This window comes from Pseudomonas sp. EL_65y_Pfl2_R95, from assembly GCF_963971045.1.
Lineage (GTDB): Bacteria > Pseudomonadota > Gammaproteobacteria > Pseudomonadales > Pseudomonadaceae > Aquipseudomonas.
This window is the reverse complement of record NZ_CAXAOV010000001.1, coordinates 1,497,413-1,517,114: the sequence shown is the minus strand read 5'-3', so window position 1 is coordinate 1,517,114 and position 19,702 is coordinate 1,497,413. Positions and strand designations below refer to the sequence as shown.

General features: G+C 56.4%; 16 protein-coding genes. 8 read left to right on the top strand and 8 right to left on the bottom strand.

Going from position 1 to position 19,702, the window contains the following annotated elements:
• Nucleotides 1-217 precede the first annotated feature (217 nt).
• Complete coding sequence (locus AACY09_RS07130) at nt 218-1,810, bottom strand: AhpA/YtjB family protein (protein ID WP_339486913.1); 1,593 nt, start codon at nt 1,808-1,810, stop codon at nt 218-220.
• A 304-nt stretch (nt 1,811-2,114) separates the two neighbouring features.
• On the opposite strand from AACY09_RS07130, the gene serB reads away from it, so the two are divergent.
• Complete coding sequence (gene serB, locus AACY09_RS07125) at nt 2,115-3,329, top strand: phosphoserine phosphatase SerB (RefSeq protein ID WP_339486911.1); 1,215 nt, start codon at nt 2,115-2,117, stop codon at nt 3,327-3,329.
• 31 nt (nt 3,330-3,360) lie between these two features.
• Nucleotides 3,361-3,885 carry an RNA 2',3'-cyclic phosphodiesterase gene (thpR, locus tag AACY09_RS07120; RefSeq protein ID WP_339486909.1) on the top strand — a complete coding sequence of 175 codons (525 nt, stop codon included), beginning with the start codon at nt 3,361-3,363 and terminating at the stop codon, nt 3,883-3,885.
• An 88-nt stretch (nt 3,886-3,973) separates the two neighbouring features.
• Here thpR and AACY09_RS07115 read toward each other — a convergent pair whose 3' ends face one another.
• The 5 genes from AACY09_RS07115 to AACY09_RS07095 all read right to left on the bottom strand — a co-directional run bounded on the left by AACY09_RS07115 (nt 3,974) and on the right by AACY09_RS07095 (nt 11,723).
• Entirely contained in the window at nt 3,974-6,043 is a 2,070-nt protein-coding gene (locus AACY09_RS07115; protein WP_339486907.1) for an EAL domain-containing response regulator, read from the bottom strand.
• A gap of 212 nt (nt 6,044-6,255) precedes the next feature.
• Nucleotides 6,256-8,094: a molecular chaperone gene (locus AACY09_RS07110; RefSeq protein WP_339486905.1), complete on the bottom strand. Its 1,839-nt coding sequence runs from the start codon at nt 8,092-8,094 to the stop codon at nt 6,256-6,258.
• Between the two features lie 193 nt (nt 8,095-8,287).
• The gene (gene asd, locus AACY09_RS07105; protein WP_339487097.1) at nt 8,288-9,166 is read right to left on the bottom strand and encodes an archaetidylserine decarboxylase; all 879 of its coding nucleotides are present in this window, start codon (nt 9,164-9,166) and stop codon (nt 8,288-8,290) included.
• 74 nt (nt 9,167-9,240) lie between these two features.
• Nucleotides 9,241-10,053 (bottom strand): rhodanese-like domain-containing protein, encoded by an 813-nt coding sequence (locus AACY09_RS07100; RefSeq protein ID WP_339486903.1) that lies wholly within the window; start codon nt 10,051-10,053, stop codon nt 9,241-9,243.
• Between the two features lie 149 nt (nt 10,054-10,202).
• Nucleotides 10,203-11,723 (bottom strand): HDOD domain-containing protein, encoded by a 1,521-nt coding sequence (locus tag AACY09_RS07095; RefSeq protein WP_339486901.1) that lies wholly within the window; start codon nt 11,721-11,723, stop codon nt 10,203-10,205.
• Nucleotides 11,724-11,838: 115 nt separating this feature from the next.
• Between AACY09_RS07095 and motA the strand changes: the two genes are divergently transcribed.
• Both motA and motB read left to right on the top strand, forming a co-directional pair.
• Entirely contained in the window at nt 11,839-12,690 is an 852-nt protein-coding gene (motA, locus tag AACY09_RS07090) for a flagellar motor stator protein MotA (RefSeq protein WP_339486899.1), read from the top strand.
• Nucleotides 12,691-12,700: 10 nt separating this feature from the next.
• Entirely contained in the window at nt 12,701-13,735 is a 1,035-nt protein-coding gene (motB, locus tag AACY09_RS07085; RefSeq protein WP_339486897.1) for a flagellar motor protein MotB, read from the top strand.
• Between the two features lie 140 nt (nt 13,736-13,875).
• Here motB and rsgA read toward each other — a convergent pair whose 3' ends face one another.
• A complete protein-coding gene (rsgA, locus tag AACY09_RS07080) occupies nt 13,876-14,907 on the bottom strand; it encodes a small ribosomal subunit biogenesis GTPase RsgA (RefSeq protein ID WP_339486896.1) in 1,032 nt (343 codons plus the stop codon).
• Between the two features lie 170 nt (nt 14,908-15,077).
• On the opposite strand from rsgA, the gene AACY09_RS07075 reads away from it, so the two are divergent.
• Complete coding sequence (locus tag AACY09_RS07075; protein ID WP_339486895.1) at nt 15,078-15,869, top strand: class I SAM-dependent methyltransferase; 792 nt, start codon at nt 15,078-15,080, stop codon at nt 15,867-15,869.
• Nucleotides 15,870-16,061: 192 nt separating this feature from the next.
• On the top strand, nt 16,062-16,604 hold the full coding sequence (orn, locus tag AACY09_RS07070) for an oligoribonuclease (RefSeq protein ID WP_339486894.1): 543 nt from the start codon (nt 16,062-16,064) through the stop codon (nt 16,602-16,604).
• An 18-nt stretch (nt 16,605-16,622) separates the two neighbouring features.
• On the opposite strand, the gene queG is transcribed toward orn, so the two are convergent.
• Nucleotides 16,623-17,687, bottom strand: a complete 1,065-nt coding sequence (gene queG, locus AACY09_RS07065) for a tRNA epoxyqueuosine(34) reductase QueG (protein ID WP_339486893.1) — start codon at nt 17,685-17,687, stop codon at nt 16,623-16,625.
• A gap of 60 nt (nt 17,688-17,747) precedes the next feature.
• Here queG and AACY09_RS07060 point away from each other — a divergent pair, with 60 nt between their 5' ends.
• Complete coding sequence (locus tag AACY09_RS07060; RefSeq protein WP_339486891.1) at nt 17,748-19,241, top strand: NAD(P)H-hydrate dehydratase; 1,494 nt, start codon at nt 17,748-17,750, stop codon at nt 19,239-19,241.
• Nucleotides 19,234-19,701 (top strand): tRNA (adenosine(37)-N6)-threonylcarbamoyltransferase complex ATPase subunit type 1 TsaE, encoded by a 468-nt coding sequence (gene tsaE, locus AACY09_RS07055; protein ID WP_339486889.1) that lies wholly within the window; start codon nt 19,234-19,236, stop codon nt 19,699-19,701. Before AACY09_RS07060 ends, tsaE begins: the two co-directional genes overlap by 8 nt.
• Nucleotide 19,702: the final 1 nt, after the last annotated feature.

Here is a 19,702-nt window from a genome sequence, read left to right as displayed (position 1 = left end):
CGGGTTTGTTGTTTCTGTGGGCGAATACTGCGTGTCCGGCACCGGCACCGGCACCGGCACCGGCGGGCAGAGCGGTGGGCACAAGGGCGCTGTGTGTTGTGCAGGCCTTGTGTCTCTGTCGGCAACACAAGGCGAGGCCTGTCCACCCTTGGCGCTTGGCGCGCAGTGTAGAGCCGCGGACAGAAGGGCGCTGTCGGGTCTAAGCGCTTGCGCGACCTTACTGGTCGCGCAATTTGCCTAGCTGGCGCTCCAGCAGTGCCGGGTAGGGGTCGAGCAACCTTTCGACGCAGTAAGCGCCCTCTGGGCTGGCGATAGCGCGGGTGCGAGCGCGTTGACGCACCAGTTCATCATTGGCTACACCCCGTTCAACCAACAGCAAGTTACGGCTGTGTTGGGACAGCGCCAAGGCATCCTGCGAGGTTTCGTTGAGCAGCAAGTCGCCTTGGCTAAGGTCCATCAGGTCTTCGCCCAAGGTCATGCCCAGCTGCAATTGCAAGGTGATGCCGCTGTCCGCGACCTCAATTTGCAATGCGTGGCCCAGTGCGCGCATCAACTCGCCGCAGCAAATGGCGTGAATCAGGTATTCCTCACCACTGTCTTGGCGATGGAAAAGCATCAGGCTGCTGCCATCTTTCAGTGTGTGCAGTTCTGCTTGGTAGAGGCTGGCAGCGCGCTCCAGGCAGTCGCGGTAACGCTTGAGCAAGTCCATCAAGCGTGCGCGCGGTAGGCGCCTTAGCTGTTCTTGGGCACCTAGCTGTATGGCCAGCACCGCGCTTGGCTCGGATGGTTTTGGCGCTGTCGGCAGAACGCGCGTTGGCGCGGGCGCTGGAGTGGTTTCAGCGAAGTCGCCCTCGGGCTCATCATCATGCAGATCAGCGAAGGGGTCGTTAGTCGTTTGGATGCTGCTGTTCACCTGCGGCCGAGGATTAATGCGTGGTGCGGGTTGATCATAATCGTGCTCGTCGTCAGCATCGTCCCTGGCGCTAAGATTCGGCATAGAAAACCCCGGCTCATCGCCATCGCCATCGCCATCGTCTTCGCCTGCCTCAGGCTCATCGCCATAGTCAGCGTCATCGTAGAGGTCTTCGGGCTCCAGTTCGTGCTCCGGCTCTGGCTTTTCTGGAACCAGGCGCGCTTGCAGTTGCCGGGCAAGGTCGCCAATTTCATCTTGGCGGCCGGCTCCAGGAGCAGGATCATCCGGGTCGCGCAGCCACACACGCAATTGCAGGATTGGCGTCGAAATATAACGCCCCAAGCGCAGGCTCAGGGTCAGGGTCAAGGCCAGCAAGATCAGGCTGAGAATGCCCATGCTTTGCAGGCTGATCGTCATGGGCTGCTGGAACTGACGCATATCCAGGCTGATGCGCAGTTGCCCGGCTATTACATCTTGAAAGGTGATGGGCGTGGAGTACAGCCCTTCGGTTTCGCCGAGCATGCCCTGGCTTGGGCGCGAGCCCGCTTCGGCAAGAATGCGGTTGTCGACACTGTAAATGGCGGCATGGGCGACCAGCGGGTTCTTCACCAGATTATTTAACAGCACGTTAAGGCTGAGAATATCGTTGGAAACCACAAGTTCAGTGGCAGAGCTTGCCGTTTGCGTAATCAGGCTGGTGCCCAGCGCTTCCGCTTGCTGATGCATGGCTTGCTTGAACTGCATGCCAATCACCCAAGCATAGATCACCAGCGCCATAAAGACGAGCAATAGGCTATGGCTGGCGATACGCAGCGCAAGCGGCACACGGCGCTGACGCAGGGCTTGGAAAAGCAGGATGAAGAAATTGTCGGATTTCACAGGTGCGGGCCGGTTCACAGCGCTCGGTTCTTGTCGACTGAAGATGCCGCGCAGTATAGCGAGCGGCCCGCGTACGGCAAAGCACCGCGCATGCCCGAATTGCTTGGAAAGTGGGTAGAATATGCGTTCTTCACCGGCCCAGCTGGGTATAACGGCCTGCTGAATAATTATTCGGTTGGGTGTGGGGGTGTCGAAACAGGCTGGGAAGGTGTTTTTTTTATCTAGCTATTGTCTTTTGGCGTTCAAATTTGCACGTCATTAACTGTCTTGACGGCCTTTTTGCGGCTGTTTATCACTTAATCGAGCCTTTGGAGGGTGCGCCTTGCGCGAAATCGTCCTGATCAACATCACCGGTGAAGATCGTCCCGGTCTAACCGCCGCCATTACCGGTGTATTGGCCCAAGGCGGGGTCAGTATTCTGGATATCGGCCAGGCGGTCATTCACGATACCTTGTCGTTCGGCATTCTGGTCGAAATTCCCGATACTGAACGCGGCTCTTCTGTGCTTAAAGACGTGCTGTTCAGCGCATACGAACTGGACCAGCAGGTGCGCTTTACCCCTGTCTCCGAGGCTGATTATCAGCTTTGGGTCGATGGCCAGGGTAAAGCCCGGCACATTGTCACCTTGCTGACGCGCAAGGTCACGGCAGAGCAGCTTCAGCGGGTGAGTGCGATTACCGCTAAGTATGGATTGAATATCGATCATATCGATCGCTTGTCGGGGCGCATGCCATTGGATATGCCCGCTGAGCAGGGCAAAGGCTGCATTGAGTTTTCAGTGCGCGGGGAGCCTGCAGATCCTGCTGCCTTGCGTGCCGAGTTCCTCAGTGTGGCTCAAGAGTTGAATGTGGATATCGCCTTCCAGAGCGACTCGCTGTTTCGCCGTAACCGCCGCCTGGCTGTGTTTGACATGGACTCGACGCTGATCGAAGCCGAGGTGATCGACGAATTGGCCAAGGCTGCCGGTGTGGGGGATCAGGTCTCTGAAATTACCGAGCGGGCAATGCGTGGTGAGCTGGACTTTGCCGCTAGTTTTAAAGAACGTCTCGGACTGCTTAAGGGGTTGCCGGAAACGGTGCTCGAAGACATTGGGGCGTCACTGCGCTTAACCGAGGGCGCCGAAACACTGTTCAGTGAGCTGCACCGGCTGGGGTTCAAAACGGCCATTTTGTCTGGTGGTTTCAGTTATTTTGCAAAGCAGTTGCAAGCCAAACTGGGTATTGATTACGTATTCGCCAATGAGCTGGAAATTGTCGATGGCCTAGTCACTGGCGTGGCTGTTGAACCCATTGTAGATGCGCAGCGCAAAGCTGATTTGCTGCGTCAGCTGGCTGAGAAAGAAGGTCTGCGTTTGGAGCAAACCATTGCGGTCGGCGACGGGGCTAATGATTTGCCAATGCTGGCTATCGCAGGGCTGGGCGTGGCATTTCGCGCCAAGCCTCTGGTTAAACAGTCGGCCAAGCAGGCGATTTCGACTCTGGGCCTCGATGGCATTCTGTATTTGCTCGGCTTTCGTGATCGCGACGGTCTGGAGTAACTAGCAGGCAGCGGGCAGGAGGATTTAGGCGATGAACGATGCAGAGCCGAGCAAGCGGCTGTTTTTCGCCTTGACCTGTTCGGCTGAGCAACGCAGTGCAATCTCTCAATGGCGCAGGCATCTGCAGCTGCGTTCTGGGCGACCTGTTGCGGCGGAGAACTTTCATCTGACCCTGGCTTTTCTTGGCGCTGTGCCTGTCTGTCAAATTGCTGCAATCTGCGCTGCAGTTGATCTTCTGCAGGCCAAGGGCAATGCGCTAACGGTTTTTCTCGATGCACTGGATGTCTGGCCGCGCTCCAATGCATTGGTGCTTTGGCCGCAAGATCCGCCGCCAGCGCTTGGCCAGTTGGTCTACGCCTTGGAGCAAGCGCTTTTACCCTTTGGTTTGTTGCTGGCCTCGCGTGAGTTTCGCGCGCATTTGACCTTGTCCCGGGAGTACAAAGGCTCAGCGCCGGAGGCAATGACCCCACCGGAGTTCGTGCTTAAGGCCGATCACTTTGTATTGTACGAGTCGCACAAGGGCCGTTACCGCGAATTAGCACGTTGGACCCTGTAGGTGACCACACGAAGCTTGCCCGCCATGGGGTCGAAAATGCCCGCACATCTGGGGCGGAAAATGGTGGCCGAAAGGCGCGTCGACCACCTTACTCGTCGTCAGAAGCGAAGTCGTAGTTCATGGTTTGCGTCGGCCCCTGCAGGTAGAAGCCCTGAATGTAGTTGACCCCCGCTTGCCAGAGGGTTGACAGCACAGTGGCACTTTCCACGAAGGGGACAATGGTCAGCTTCGCTTGGGAGTGCAAACTGTCGAGCAGGGTTTTCAGCGCTTCCTGGTTTTCAGGGCGATTGAGGTCTTGGCTGAACGAGCCGTCGATTTTCACGAAATCGATGTGCAGGTGCTTCAGTGAGTTGAACGGGTTGAGGGCACAGCCAAATTGACTGAGCACCACTTTGCAGTGCAACTCATTGAGCCCTTGAGTCAATGCCTTGGCTTGCTTCAGATAGGTAATAGCGTCGGTTTCGCTGAGCTGGAAGGCCAGTGCGTCTGAAGGCAGGCGTGCGGCTTTGAGGGCTACGCTGAGCCACGGCAGTAACGTCTGGTCTTGCAGGCTGGCGCTGGATAAATGAACAAACAGGCGCGTGTTATGGCCATTGCTGCGATGTTCAGTGAGTTGTTTGATGGCATTGAGGATGACCCAGCGATCAAGTTTTTCACCCAATCCGGCCGTAACCGCATCCGCGAGAAAGTCAGTCGGCTGGACCTCTTCCCCCTTGGAATTGAGCATGCGCAAGAGCACTTCGTAGTGCTCTTGGTTATCGCCGCGCAGGCTGATAATCGGCTGGAACAGCAAGCGCAAGCCATTGTTGTCCAAGGCCTGTTTAATCATTGCGACTACATCGCCGCGGTTCGCAGCCGCTGCGATCACGTCGGCAGGGTTGAACAATTTGAGGGTATTACCCTGTTCCTGTTCATCGGCACAGCGGTGGGCACGGTCGACTACAACTTGGCCATTGGGCGTGGTCTCATTGAGTCCGGCTACCCCAATCGACAGCGTGGTTTGCGCTGTGCGGCCATTTACATCGAACAGATGGCTTTCGATTTTTTTCAGTAGGGCCAAAAGCCCCGGCTCAGCTTGCTCGGGCGTGACGCCCAACTGCAGGGCGGCAAATACATCGTCGCCAAATCGTGCCAGTTGCGCCTCTCCGGCAAAGTGGCTGCGCAACAGGCCAGCAAGATCAGCCAGTAATAGATCGATACCGGCAATGCCGATGTCAGCGAGTAATGTGGCGTATTGATCGAGGCGGATGTAGGCGAGGCTCGACGGTTGTCCGGCGTTCACTGCGCGATCGGCTGCCGTGTCGATCAACTCCAGAAAATGGGGGCGGTTGAACAGCCCAGTAACCAGGTCCTGACTGCTTATTTCACGCAGCTTTTCTTCCAGTTCGCTATTGTCAGCATCCGAGCGAATAACCACTTGGGTGCAGGGCTCGCCGTCGTAGGTGGCAGGCAGAAAGCTCATGCGTGCCTTGAAGCGCTTGCCGCTGGCTTTGACGCCGGAAAACTTCAGTTCGGCCGCACTTTCGCTGTCTGAGTAGTTCTTGAGAAAATTCTTGAATTCGCTTTGGTCGCTGCCGTCGATCAAGTCGATCATCGGCATCCCTTCAAGCTCATCTGCATCTTCGTAGTCGAACAGTTCGAGGTAGGCGCGGTTGGAGTAGATATGCATGCCGTCATGCACGTAAGTGATGGCGTCAACCGAGCTTTCAAGTAAAAGTTGGCAGCGCTTTTCGGCTTCGCGCAAAGCCACTTCTGCACGCCTGCGAGCGCGGCGTTCTTCGAGATTTTGCAGCTCACGTTTAGCGATCAGAATCAGTCGTTCGTCCTCACCTTGTGGCAAGGCATCTTGCGCACCCATGGTCAGGGCTTCGGTGATGCTGTCGGAGTCGTTATCGGCAAGCAGTTGAATGGCGGGCACATCTTTGGCCATGCGGCGGATCGTGCCGATGGCCTCTGTTGGCGAGAGTTGTTCACTGCTTGGCGCACAAATGAGCAGGTCCCAGGTTTGTTGCAGCACCTCGCTCAAATCATCGCTGGAGGTAAGACGGTGAACCCGTGTTGCACTGCCCGAGTTACGAAACAGGCTGACAAGGCGTTCGGCCTCGTTTTGCGAGTCTTCGAGAATCAGGAGGCGAATTGTCTTTTTTTCGATGGCCATTGTTCAGTTCGGTCTGCGCCAAGGTATTCGAGCACTCGGCCAAGGATTGATTGTCGGTGGGGCAGATTTATCGCTGTTTGTACGTTCCAACCCAAGGGCATAGCACTGCTGATGCGCCTGGGTTGAGCAATGCAAAGGAGTGCGAATAGAAAACATGCCTCACTGGATCAGTGACCTTGGCAGCACACTAAATAAGTGAAGTTGCACGGAATCTACAGCGACTTCCAGAGTGAGTCAAAGTCTTCCTCGGAACCTGCACGCTGGCTTCCCGCTGGTGTGACGGGCTTCCCGGCATCATCGCTGGCGACGCTGTTGAGGCGATACTCGAATTGATTGAAACTACCGGTGCAAGCGTGCTTTTGGCCGAGCACGGCGCGGTGTTCGATGCCGGCGATATTGACCAGCACTTTATTGCCTTCCTGAAAGGGCAGGCGCGGAACAATAACCGAGGCGGGGCGTGAAATGGCGCTGATTTCTGGCAGCAATAACCCGCGCAGGTAGCTGCTGTTTTGTTCACTTTTACGAATCAGTTGCAGGCCGCAGGGCTGGGCGTGAGGGGCAATCAGTTCGATCCCCATCTGGGTGCCGCCACCACGGGCCTGCCGGATCCAGCGGACCACTGCGATGCTCCAAGCTTGTCCGGGCGCATCCTGAATGCCCAGCAATTCACCTGCTTGCAGTTGGCTGGGTACTTCCCTTGGCCACGTCAGGCAGTAACCACCTGGGCTCAGATTAATGATGGGCAACTCGAATGTCGGAAAGACCTGGCTTTCGACGTCTTCATTGACCGCCACCTGGGCTTCATTCGCTTGCTTTTGCGGCTTTTGATACTCAATTTCTTCAAAAGGCAGGCCGTGATCCCAGGATGGGTTTTTCTGGGCATCAAAGGCATTTGACCAGACGTCAGGCTTGCCTTGGCTCTCTTTGAATTCGGCCTTGTTGACTTCTTCCGGGAGTTTGAGGATGTCGGCAAAGGTGCGCTTATTGGCGATAAAGTAGTGCAGGGCACTCATGCCAATGCACAGGGTCAACGAGCCTTGGCCATCGCTGCGCTGAAAGGTGCGTTCGGAAATGTCGCCCCACGCCGCGCTCAGGTGTTGCAGCAGGTCAATACTTAGCCCTTCGGGAATCAGAAGTTGCGACTTTCCGGCAGACTCTGGCGGCAATAGCAGGTGTTCCTTGATCGCATCAATCAGTGGATGGGTATCGATTCCGATAGCCACCTGCAGGTCTTTTTTCTGGAATAACGAGGTGTAACGTGGTGGGCCATCAACTTGGGTAGCAACTGCAAACAAGCTCTCCGGGTCATTGCCATCTTCGATATTGACCAAGGTGCTCCACTGCTCAAGAGCCTCGGCGACACGGCCAATAGCGCTCTGGCGCATTTGATTGCAGCGTGAGCAGCCCATCAATGCCGCCACGATGTAGTTTTGCTCAACGCTCAGGCCTTGGCTGTGGCGAGCCAGAGGGTCGCGCACAACAATGTTCTTCACCTGCCGTTGTTTGGCAATCAGGTACAGCTGATGTAACTCAAGCCACAGCCCTTCAGGAACCGGGCAGTAAAGTTGGCTGGCACGGACTAGAGGGCCACAGAGGCTGTGGATTGCCCGTTGCAGGGCAATCGTCAGCAGTTGCTTGGATTCTTTAGTGGTCTTAATGACGTTCCGCGCGATAACCAGCTTGTAGCCGTTAGCAAGATGGTTTTGCAGGGCCTGACAAAGGTTGGCCACTTTGCGCGGGCGTTCATCCAAGACGATGGCTTGATTGAGAAAATGCTTTTCCAAGTGCTGACAGACGTAATGCACCTCTGGGCGCAGCAGCTCTAAGAGCTGTAAGCGGTTCTCGGAGGGGGTCAACAGTTGGTTTATTTCAACCAGCGCTTGATAAAGCTGGCGAGCCGTTTCACCGATGTTGGCCTTTGGAAGTTGGGCTATCCAGCGTTTAAGGTCGCGCGGAGTAGAGTCACAGAACGACAAGCTCTGGTTTTTCGGCGTCGAAACGCGAAGCAAGAGGTGAGGTGCTTGTGTCTCAGTCAAACTTGAATACTCCATGCCAGCAAAGGGCCAACATTCTAGTGGTCATACTAGAAACTCTAGCAGCATCCTTACGTGACACAGGGTAAAGAAGAGATGTATGTGACTGAGTCACAACACTATTAGCACAACTCTTGGCTTAGCCCTTGGTGCCCGGCATTCCCTAGCCGGGCAGTTACACAACTGTACACTATTCAATGAGTCGCAGTGTTTATGCGGCGGTTTCAGGCCCATAGGCGCCCATCAACTGGCCCATTTGTACACTGCTTCCAGCGCTTAGTGCTTCGCTCCATTTAACCTGCTCGGGGCCGAACAGTACAACCGCTGTCGAGCCCAGCTTGAAACGTCCCATCTCGGCGCCTTTTTCCAGATGAATTGGCGCACGGGCAGTTTCATCGTAGCTAAAGGTTTTCAGTTCGCGCTTTGGTGGTGTAACCAAGCCGGCCCAGACGGTTTCGACCGAAGCAACAATCATTGCGCCGACCAACACCACGGCCATTGGCCCGCGCTCGGTATCAAACAGGCACACCACACGCTCGTTCCGGGCAAACAGCTCAGGCACATTCTCTGCTGTGGTTTGATTAACCGAAAACAGGCGGCCTGGTACGTAAACCATCTGTTTCAGTGTGCCTGCCAGCGGCATGTGAACGCGGTGATAGTCCTTAGGCGACAGGTAAACGGTCGCAAATTCGCCACCCATAAAAGGGCTGGCCAGTTGCGTATCACCGCCGAGCAATTCGACCACGCTGAAACTGTGACCTTTGGCCTGGAATATCCGACCATGCTCGATTTTGCCCAGTTGGCTAATGGCGCCATCTGCGGGGCAGAGTACTGCATCAGCACGGGTGTCGAGTGGGCGGGCGTCGTCTTTGAGGGCGCGGGTGAAAAAGGCATTGAAATGCTCGAAAGCAGTTGGGTCTTCGACCTTTGCCTCAGTCATATTCACGCCATATTGTGTGATAAACCAATTGATCAGGCGGTTTTTGAACCATGCCGAGCGGCACTCAGCTGCGCAACCAATCAAACGCGACAACAAATGGTGCGGTAGCAGATATTGGCTGATGATGAACAGGCGTTGTTTCATTGCGATTCCTTAAGACCTTCTTGGATAGCGCACTGCCTGCGATAGCGCAGGCAAAGCACTTACTGATGCGTTTGTGGTGGTTATTCTACCGGGGTATCGGGGTGGTTGCCCCATTCACCCCAAGAGCCGGCGTAGGCTTTAACCTTTGGATAGCCAAGGGCTTTTGCCGCCAGATAGGTAAAGCCCGAGCGGTGATGTGTCTGGCAATGGGTGATGATTTCTTTGTCCGGAGTGATACCCAGCGTTTGCAGCACCTCTGCCATGTCCCGACGGATGCGCAACGAGCGAGTTGGGTCCATGCCGGCTGTCCATTCAAAGTTGATGGCCCCGGGAATGTGGCCACCTTTTGCGGCAAGTACTTTGTCGCCACTGTACTCGCCGGGGGCGCGAGCATCCCAGATTGCCAGATCGTTAGCGCCAAGGCGGCTTTGCAGGTATTCACGACTGGCGGTTGGGCCGTCATCCAAGGTCAGTCTGACTGCTTGGTTGTGCAGAGTGGGCTGCTCGGTGCTGACTTCCCGGTCTTCGTCGAGCCAGGCGAGCAGGCCGCCATCCAGGTAGTGATAATTACTGTGGCCGATAACATCCAGCAGCCAGATGAAGCGACCGGCCCAACCGCCGCCTTCGTCGTCATACACCACATAAACTGCATCGGGGTTGTGCCCCAGTTCAGTAAATACCTGCTCAAGATCTTCAATTGCAGGTAGCAGGCCGGGGGCGGGAGGACGGCCCAGCTGCGTACGCTTTGGGTCAATGAAGTAGGCGCCGGGGATGTGCCCGGATGCATAGCGCCCGGCGCTGGTGAGGTCGACCAGTATAAGGTTGGGTGCGCCAAGACGACTGGCCAGTTCAGCAGGTTCAATAACCAGAGGGAGTTCAGCGAAGGCGGACATGCCGGACCTCAGAAAAATGAGTATATCGCCAGCATTGTAGCGGAAAGGAGGGTGAATCTTCGAACAACACTACTGTGCGAGACGTTACGGCGGGTGAATGGGTTCGCTGAACCATGTCTGAGCGGCTTATGGGTGAGCCGGAGGCGCTCTTAGCGCCCGCGATTGGCAAAGCTGTTGAGTGCGCGCTCAATGCACTGGCCGGTTTTGGCGAAGATTTGCAGGCGGTTTTCATCCAGCTCCGCCCCGTTGCAATCGCAGATCGCAATCATCGCCACCCGGCCATTGCTGCCCAATGACCTGAGCATTACGTGTTCGCTGGGGAATAGCGCCTTTAGGGCACCGGGCAAACGCGCCGAAAATTGGGCAATATTTTCCGGGGTTAAACGCAGTTGTCCGGGTTTGCTCAACAGCGTGCGGATAACCTGACTTTGTTGCGGGTCAATACTCAGCCCATTGGCCGATGAATCAAGGCCAATGCCTTGCTGCGCTACCAGCTTGCTTTGCGTGCGATCAGCCAGCAGCAAAAGGACGCGCTGCATACCCCCTGCTTGCAAGGCGCGGCTGGCGCAGGCAGTTAATTGCAGGACATTATTGAATGCGCTGGGCTCGCTAAGAAGTTGTTGGCACAGCTGGCGCCAGTCTTGCACGTCTGCTTTGCTAACAGTTTTGCTGGGCTCAGTCGCTACCAAGTGGCTGGTATGCCAGGGCCAAAGCAGTGCTTGAGCAGGATGCCAAAGGTCAGTGGTGACCAGTTTGCGAGCACTGATAGCGGCTTGCTGATGGATTGATTGCTGTAAATCGGCAACCGGCAATTGCAGGTAAAGCCCGGTGAGTTGCTGCCAGCGCAAGCTGTGCGGACCATCCCACGCATGGTGCGCAGACAGCGCCAAACCATTGGCCAGCAGGATGCAATTGGCCGGTTGGCTGAGCCAGCGCTGCAGCTCTGGATCGGCGTCCAGGCATTGTTGCTGATGCAGTGGGTGTTCATTGTCGCGGGCAATCAATAGGGTTTTTGCAAGAAATCGTCGGTCATTGAGCAGCAACCGGTAGCTGTGGCAAATCCACTCGGGCAGTTTCCAGCGTTCGGCAACGGCCAGACAAAGTTGCAGCAAGGGTACGCCGAGCATGTCGATCTCGACCTTTTGCGCAGGCTCGGCTTTGACCAGAACACGTTGCTCCCAGGTACTTAGCAAGTCAGGGTAAGCAGCCACCAGCGCCCACACCGGGGCGAGAAACAGCATGCTGCCCCAATGGATTTCCTGCCACAGTCGCGCTAAACGACTGGAGAATAAACCACTGGCTTGCTGCGAGGCGTGTTGGCTGATCAGCTGGATTTGGCGTAATGCCAAGGGTATTTCCTCGCGATTTAACGCGGGTAAGCGCTCAAGTAAGGTCTGGGTGCGTTGCAGACCCAGCCGGTTAAGCGCGTTCTCGAGGCTTTCGGCCGGTTCGCCGAGGGTGTTCTGTGATGCATTGGCCTCGCGCAGCACACTGATCGCCAAGGCTGGGCTAGTTTGAATCAGTTCCGCTATCTCGCGCAAAGAGCGCCGACTGTCCGTCAGTGCGGCCAGAACTTTCTGTCGGCTTTCTATCTGCACCGGCATCAACTGGTTATCTAATAGCTCCAGCCATGCTTTAAGAGTGCGAGGTTTAGCAATTTGATTTGACATTGGGTGGGCCAAACTGGCTTTTATTATTAACTGACTATAGTCTCGCCCAAACCTTCCGATATAGAGAAGGGTTGTTTCAACTATTCCTTATTTCAGGCGCGTAAGTTTTTAAATTATGGCAAAAATCATCGGCATCATAGTGGTGTTCGCCAGCGTATTGGGTGGTTTCATCCTGTCTGGCGGCCATGTAATGGCATTGGTGCACCCGTTTGAGGTGCTCATTATCGGGGGCGCGGCATTGGGGGCATTTCTCCAGGCAAACCCTGGTAGCACCTTTATGCACGTATTCAAGAAGTCGCTGAAGATGTTCAGTTCGCGCTTCAAGCACTCCTACTATCTGGATGTGCTGCAACTGATCTACGAAATCCTTAACAAAAGTCGGCGTGAAGGCATGATGGCCATTGAGGCTGATGTCGAGAATCCGGCGGCGAGCCCCATATTCAGCAAGTACCCGGCGATCCTCAAGGACGAGCGGATGACCGCGTTCATCTGTGATTATCTGCGGATCATGTCGTCCGGCAATATGGCGCCGCACGAGCTTGAGGGCTTGTTCGACATGGAGATCGCCAGCCTCAAAGAAGAGCTTGATCACCCTGGGCATGCGGTTGCCAAGATCGCCGATGGCCTGCCAGCAATGGGTATTGTGGCCGCCGTATTGGGTATTGTGATAACCATGTCGGTGCTGGCCGAGGCGAATAACGCCGAAATCGGTGAAAAGGTCGGGACGGCTCTGGCCGGTACCTTTATGGGGATTTTGGCCTCTTATGGCTTTTTTGGTCCGCTGGCCAGCTCCCTGGAGCATGATGCCAAAGAAGAGGTCAATGTCTACGAGTCGATAAAGGCGGGTTTGGTTGCTTCTGCGTCCGGCATGCCGCCATCGCTTGCTGTCGAGTTCGCGCGTAAAGTCTTGTACCCGGCGCACCGCCCAAGCTTTAGCGAGCTTGAACAGGCTATGCGTGGAAACTAAAGGCTGAACCATGGAGAACAATCAGCCAATCATCGTAAAGCGCGTCAAGAAAGTCGCGGGTGGCGCCCATGGCGGCGCGTGGAAAATTGCCTTCGCCGACTTCGCAATCGCGATGATGGCATTCTTTATGGTGATGTGGCTGATGTCGTCGGCCACCCCCGAACAGAAAAAACTGATCTCCGGTTACTTTCAGGACCCTATTGGCTTTACTGAAAGTGCCAGCCCCTATGTGATTGATCTCGGCGGCTCGCCAACCCCTTCACCTGATCGCACCTTGAACCCCGAGATGAAGCCGGATGCGTCGCAGAGCGCCACTGATGTGCAGCCTGATGCATCATCTGACGCGGCCCCGGTTGATCCGCAAAAGGCCGAGAGCATTGCCGAACAGATGGAGCGTGAGCGCTTGGAGTTGTTGCTGCAAGAGCTGCAAACCAAAGTCAACGAAGATCCACAACTGCGTAATTTCAAGGATCAGATTCTGTTTGAAATTACTCAGGCTGGCTTGCGTATTCAGATTATGGATGCCGAAAATCGCCCCATGTTTGACATCGGCAGTGCACGCCTGCAGCCCTACTTCGAAGATATCTTGCTGGCGCTGACCGATACCATTAATGCAGTGCCGAACAAGATCAGTATCAGCGGCCATACCGATGCCAAACCCTTTGCTGGCAGTGGCGGCTTTGGTAACTGGGAGCTGTCTGCCAACCGCGCAAACGCGGCACGGCGCGTATTGGTAGAGGGCGGTTATGACACCGATAAAGTGGCGAGGGTTGTAGGTTACGCATCCTCCGCACTGTTTGATCGCGAAAACCCGTTAAATCCGGTTAACCGGCGGATCGATATTGTTGTACTGACCAAGAAGGCCCAGCGCGCAATTGACGGTGCTCAAGGTGCCGGAGACGCGCCGGCCACCGAGGCTGCAGACAAACCGGACGCTAAAGGTGCAGCTATTGCCCCGCAGGATATTCTGCCTGCTGATGAAATCAAGCAGCGTTTGAATATCTTCGAAGACGGCGCGTTGAAGCTCGATCAGCCCGAGCCTTAACTCGGCGAACGCTGGCGTGGTCTTAGCGTCAATGCGGCTGTCGCGATCCACCTTTGTTGATCGCGACAGCCCGCTGCCACGGATGCATCGTTGATGCGTTCCAGTGGACAACCTGACGTTGCCCATCGAGTGCGAGCAGCTTAATAGTCGTCTTCTGGCAGGGTAGTCAGAATATGCCGGTAGCTGGCCATGCGTTGGGGCTGTATACGGCCGTCTTCAAGGGCTTTAAGCAGCGCGCAGCCAGGTTCCCGGTCGTGCTTGCAATCGCGAAAGCGGCAGTGTCCGAGCAGGTCATGGAACTCGATAAAACCCGCTTCAACGTCATCGCGGCTGACATGCACCAAACCAAACTCGCGAATGCCGGGTGAGTCGATAAGCTCACCGCCACCGGGGAAGTGAAACAAGCGTGCTGTGGTCGTGGTGTGAGTGCCCTTGCCGGTCAGTTCAGACAGCGGGCCGACGCGGGTTTCAACTTCGGGCAGCAAGCTGTTTACCAGCGACGACTTGCCGACACCGGACTGGCCGACGAAAACACTGACGTGGCCGTCGAGTTGCTGCATAAGCTGGTCCATGCCGTCACCCTGATGAGCCGACACCTCAAGCAGCGGGTATCCCAACTGGCGATAAACGCCAAGCATGGCATTGAGCGCGACGCCGTTTTTATCGTCAATCAAGTCAGCCTTGTTGAGCAGAAGCAGCGGGCGAATACCGGCGTGCTCGGCTGCGACCAAATAGCGGTCGATCAAGTTGGCGTGCGGTTCTGGCAGCGGCGCAAAGACGATAACGATCAGATCTACGTTGGCCGCGACAGGTTTTAATTGGCCGCGAGTATCTGGCCGGCATAGCTCGGTATTGCGCGGCAGTTGCGCAACAATAACCCCGATCCCTTGATTGCCGGGACGCCAAACCACGCGATCGCCAGTGACCATGGTCGGCAAGTTGGCGCGCAGATGGCAGCGAAAGACCTGGCCGGCCATGTCCCCTTCGAGCGCTTCGACTTCAACTTGAACGCCGAAGTGGGCGATCACCAGCCCCGTTTGCTCGGGGCCAAGGTCGCCGCCTTCCAGCGTTTGCAATGCTTGTGATTCGCGCTTGGCGGCGCGGGCAGCGCGCTCGCCCTGAATTTTTTCGATGCGCCAGTTTTGCCGGCGATTGAGTTGGCGTTTGGCCATGAAGGTTCCGAAGGTGTGTTACATAGGGGGATTATTTCGCTGGCAATTCTAGCACGGGCAACGACAAAGGCTGTTGCTCCGGCTAGACGGCGAGGCGCATCAGCCGACAAAATCAGTAATTTGAATCACGGCGGTGCCAAATCATGGCGCGGCAATGATGGAGGCGGGTGATGGTGTTGGTTGAGGGCTTGCGCAGATTAGCTCAGCGTTATCCGGCTTTGGTGGCACTGCTCGCGCAGTTGCTGGCGACCGCCTTGCTGACCGCTGTTGTGCTGGCGGCTAATCACCTTGCCGGGTGGCGTTTCGGGTGGCTGACTGCAGGGCTGTTGCAAGGGTTGATGGCTGCGACTCTGGGCCGTTGGCTAGGTTTATCACGCTGGTGGTGGTGGCTGAATCTGGGCTTTGTGCCTGCGCTGTTGGCTTTTGGCGGCGCGCCGTTGCCGTCCTGGGTGTTTCTTGCGGCCTTTTTGCTGCTGTTGCTCTTCAACTGGAACAGCTTCACGGAGCGGGTGCCTTTGTACCTGACGGGCGCGCAGGGCACTCAGTTGCTGGCAGGCATCATTGCGCAACAACCTGCGCCGCTGCGTTTTGTTGACTTGGGGTGCGGCCCCGCCGGGCCATTGTTAACACTGGCTCGGCAGTTTCCCACAGGCCAGTTCGTCGGGGTTGAGACTGCGCCCTTGTCCTATTTGCTGGCCAAGTTCCGCGCGCTGTTTCAGAGCAACTGCAGCATTCGCTATCAAAGTCTTTGGCGCACTGATCTGGCTGAATTCAATGTGCTGTACTGCTTTTTGTCCCCTGCGCCCATGGCCGCGCTGTGGCAAAAGTCGGTTCAGGAAATGCGCCCCGGGGCATTGTTCGTGAGCAATACCTTCGAGGTGCCGGGAGTAGCGCCGGAGCAAACCCTGCAATTGAATGACTGGCGCGACTCAAGTCTGCTGCTTTGGCGTATCCCCGGCTGATTTATTCGCTAAACTGGCGGCATTGCAGGGTGTGTGAAAACGTCACGAGCGAAGGCAAGACAAGGCTTTAACAGGCGAAAAAGCGCAGTTTAGGTGTTCTAAATGAGCATTTTTCGTCTGTTTATAACGCTGTATTGTCGAGTGCAGTAGTTTTCACACAGTCTGACTGGCTAGGCCTTAGAGGAGCGAACTATGCAAAGCGCAAACAACTTGATTTGGATCGACCTGGAAATGACCGGTCTTGATCCCGAGCGTGACGTGATCATCGAGATGGCGACCATTGTCACCGACACCGAGCTTAACGTGCTGGCTGAAGGTCCGGTCATCGCCGTGCATCAGACTGATGAAGCGCTGGCGGGCATGGATGAGTGGAATACCCGAACCCATGGCGAAAGCGGGCTTACCCAGCGGGTGCGGGACAGTAAAGTCAGCCAGGCTGAGGCTGAAGCGCAAACCATCGCCTTTCTTGAGCAGTGGGTGCCTAAGGGCAAGTCGCCGATTTGCGGTAACAGCATTGGTCAGGATCGTCGTTTTCTGTATCGCTATATGCCGACGCTGGAGGAATACTTCCATTACCGCTATCTGGACGTTTCGACCCTGAAAATTCTGGCTGATCGCTGGGCGCCGCAGATCAAGGAAGGTTTCGTCAAAAAAGGTACTCACCAAGCGTTGGATGATATTCGTGAGTCCATCGCTGAATTGCAGTATTACCGCGAACACTTCCTCAAGGCCTGATGGCGGCGACCGCTGTGGTCAGGGCTGGTTGTGACGCTTGAGTGCCCACTCGACATGCTCACGGACCAGCTCGGAAGGATAATCACGGCGTGCTTTAAGCGCCTCGATGACCGGGATGCTTGAGGGCGCATTCCCTAGACCTACAGCCAAGTTGCGCAGCCAGTTCTCGTAACCGGCGCGGCGCAGAGGTGAGCCCTCGGTGCGACTCAGAAACTCCTCTTCGCTCCAGCAAAATAGCTGTGCCAGCTCGGAATTATCGAGTTGGTGGCGTGGTTTGAAGTCAGATTGCTCGGTGGGGCTGGCAAAGCGATTCCAGGGGCAGACCATCTGGCAGTCATCACAGCCAAAGACGCGGTTGCCGATGGGGGCGCGTAACGCTTCGGGAATTGAACCCTTGAGCTCAATGGTCAGATACGAAATACAGCGCCGGGCGTCCAGCACATAGGGCCCGACAAACGCCTGCGTCGGGCAAACGTCGAGGCACGCCGTGCAGCGTCCGCAATGTTCGCTGCTGTGCGGGGCGTCCACCGGCAGGTCGATATCGACAAACAACTCGCCTAAAAAGAAATAGCTACCGGCTTTACGGTTAAGCACCAAGGTGTTTTTGCCGATCCAGCCCAGCCCTGATTGTTCGGCGATGGCTTTTTCCAGCACTGGCGCACTGTCGACAAAGGCGCGAAAGCCAAAGGGGCCAATCGCCTGCTGGATACGTTCTGCCAGGTGCTGCAAGCGCTTGCGAATCAGTTTGTGGTAGTCGCGGCCCAGCGCGTAGCGCGATATATAAGCCTTTTCCGGCTGGGTCAGGCGTTTAACCATCTGGGTATCGCCCGGCAGGTAATCCATGCGCAGCGAAATCACCCTAAGCGTACCGGGTACTAACTGGTCCGGGTGTGAGCGCTTGCTGCCATGGGCCGCCATGTAGTTCATTTCACCCTGGTAGCCCTGATCCAGCCAGCGCTGCAAATGAGCTTCATGCTCGCCCAGATCAAGCCCGCTAATCCCCACCTGCTGAAAGCCCAGTTCTCGGCCCCAGTCTTTTATCGACTGTGCGAGTTGGTTGAGATCTAGCGAATCGATTGACATGTTCAGCGGCAAACCAGGAGATGAGGTGCGTATAATTCTGCCAGACAACGGAGTACTCGCATGCCGGATTCTGCAGACAATTTACCATTTGCCCTTTATAACGCCACGCAGGTGCGCCAGCTTGATGCCAGTTTAATTGCGGCGGGCACTCCGGGTTTCAAACTTATGACACTTGCCGCCCACGCTATATGGCGCGTATTGCGTCGGCGTTGGCAGTCCATTGGTGAGCTGACCGTGTTGGCTGGGAAGGGCAATAACGCCGGTGATGGCTACCTGATTGCCGAGTTGGCCTTGCGTGCGGGTTGGCAGGTTCGAGTGATTGCCGTGGGTGACACGGCTGCGTTATGCGGTGATGCGGCGCTGGCGTTTAAGCAGGCGCAGGCGGCAGGGGTGCTTGTCGAGTATTGGTCTGGACAGGCGGCGCTCAAAGGGGTTGTGGTTGATGCCTTGCTCGGAACCGGGTTGGCGGGGCCGGTGCGTGAGCCCTATGCCGCTGTTATTGGACAAATCAACAAAAGTGGTTTGCCGGTTCTGGCGGTCGATATTCCGTCGGGCTTGAGCGCGGATACCGGCCAGGTGCTTGGCTGCGCTGTGCGAGCCGATATCACTTTTACACTGATTGGTTTGAAGATTGGCCTGTTCACCGGGCAAGCGCCTGAATATGTCGGGCATATAGCCTTTGATGACCTGCAGGTGGACCCTGCCATTGTGGCCGCGCAAGCAGCGACGGCCCAGCGCATCGCCAAGGGGAATGCGCCGCAGTTACCTGCACGGCGCCCGACCGTGCATAAAGGTCAGTTAGGGCATGTGCTGGTGGTTGGAGGCGATCATGGCTTTGCTGGCGCGGCTTTGTTGACCGCACAAAGTGCACTGCGCAGCGGTGCCGGGCTGGTCTCTCTGGCCACTCGCTGTGAGCATGTTGCGGCGGCTCAGGCGCGCATCCCCGAAGTTATGGCGGCCGCTGTTGCTTCTGCCAATCAACTGCTGGCGCTCGGCCAGGGCGCATCAGTGTGGGTATTCGGCCCCGGTTTGGGCCAGCGTGCATGGGGCCGTAGCCTGTTATCGGTCGCGGCAATCAGTCAGGTCCCGCAGGTCTGGGATGCGGATGCGCTGAACCTGTTGGCTTCGGGTTGTGTCTCACTGCCAGCAAACTGTGTAATTACGCCGCATCCGGGTGAAGCCGCGCGCTTGCTTGGCCTGAGTACTGCTCAGGTGCAGGCCGATCGACCGGCAGCTGCACGGGCACTGGCTCAGCAGTTTAATGGGGTTTGCGTGTTGAAGGGGGCGGGGAGTTTGATTGCTGACCCTGGCGGGCACCTGCGGCTCTGTGATCATGGCCATCCGGTGATGGCGGGTGCAGGGCTGGGCGATGTTTTGGCCGGGGTCATAGGTGCGCTGTTGGCGCAAGGGTTGGCGCCCTTTGCTGCGGCAACCTTGGCCGTGTGGTTACATGCGAGAGCCGGTGAGCGCCTAGCAGTCATGGGCGTCGGCTTGGCTGCCAGTGATTTGTGTGATGCCATTCGTCAGTTATTACAGGAGCAGTCTGTTGTCTGAGTTAGAGCTGTACGTCGCAGATGAGCAGGCGATGGTCGAGTTGGGCGGGCGTATTGCCAATATTACGGCAGGTACTGGGGTAATCTACCTGCACGGGGACCTTGGCGCCGGTAAAACTACCTTTTCCCGCGGGATAATCCGTGGTTTTGGTCATATGGGGGCGGTTAAAAGTCCCACCTTCACCTTGGTTGAGCCCTACGAGTTGGGTGACGTAAGGATCTATCACTTTGACCTGTATCGCCTGGTCGATCCGGAAGAACTGGAGTTCTTGGGGATCCGCGATTACTTCGACGGCGATGCATTGTGCCTGGTTGAGTGGCCCGAGCAGGGCGCAGGCGTTTTGCCAAAGGCGGATATGGACATTACCATTAGCGTGCAGGGAGCAGGGCGATTGCTGCGTTTCCAAGCGAATAGCCCGCGCAGTACTGCCTGGTGTGCCGATTTGGCCATTGGGAGATGAA

Excerpts from the sequence above, each read along its gene's own strand:
- AACY09_RS07115 (WP_339486907.1), bottom strand. The coding sequence starts at position 6,043 with ATGGCCATCGAAAAAAAGACAATTCGCCTCCTGATTCTCGAAGACTCG.
- rsgA (WP_339486896.1), bottom strand. The coding sequence starts at position 14,907 with ATGGCCAAACGCCAACTCAATCGCCGGCAAAACTGGCGCATCGAAAAA.
- thpR (WP_339486909.1), top strand. The coding sequence starts at position 3,361 with ATGAACGATGCAGAGCCGAGCAAGCGGCTGTTTTTCGCCTTGACCTGT.
- motB (WP_339486897.1), top strand. The coding sequence starts at position 12,701 with ATGGAGAACAATCAGCCAATCATCGTAAAGCGCGTCAAGAAAGTCGCG.
- AACY09_RS07110 (WP_339486905.1), bottom strand. The coding sequence starts at position 8,094 with ATGGAGTATTCAAGTTTGACTGAGACACAAGCACCTCACCTCTTGCTT.
- AACY09_RS07100 (WP_339486903.1), bottom strand. The coding sequence starts at position 10,053 with ATGTCCGCCTTCGCTGAACTCCCTCTGGTTATTGAACCTGCTGAACTG.
- AACY09_RS07060 (WP_339486891.1), top strand. The coding sequence starts at position 17,748 with ATGCCGGATTCTGCAGACAATTTACCATTTGCCCTTTATAACGCCACG.
- motA (WP_339486899.1), top strand. The coding sequence starts at position 11,839 with ATGGCAAAAATCATCGGCATCATAGTGGTGTTCGCCAGCGTATTGGGT.
- AACY09_RS07095 (WP_339486901.1), bottom strand. The coding sequence starts at position 11,723 with ATGTCAAATCAAATTGCTAAACCTCGCACTCTTAAAGCATGGCTGGAG.
- queG (WP_339486893.1), bottom strand. The coding sequence starts at position 17,687 with ATGTCAATCGATTCGCTAGATCTCAACCAACTCGCACAGTCGATAAAA.
- AACY09_RS07075 (WP_339486895.1), top strand. The coding sequence starts at position 15,078 with ATGGTGTTGGTTGAGGGCTTGCGCAGATTAGCTCAGCGTTATCCGGCT.
- orn (WP_339486894.1), top strand. The coding sequence starts at position 16,062 with ATGCAAAGCGCAAACAACTTGATTTGGATCGACCTGGAAATGACCGGT.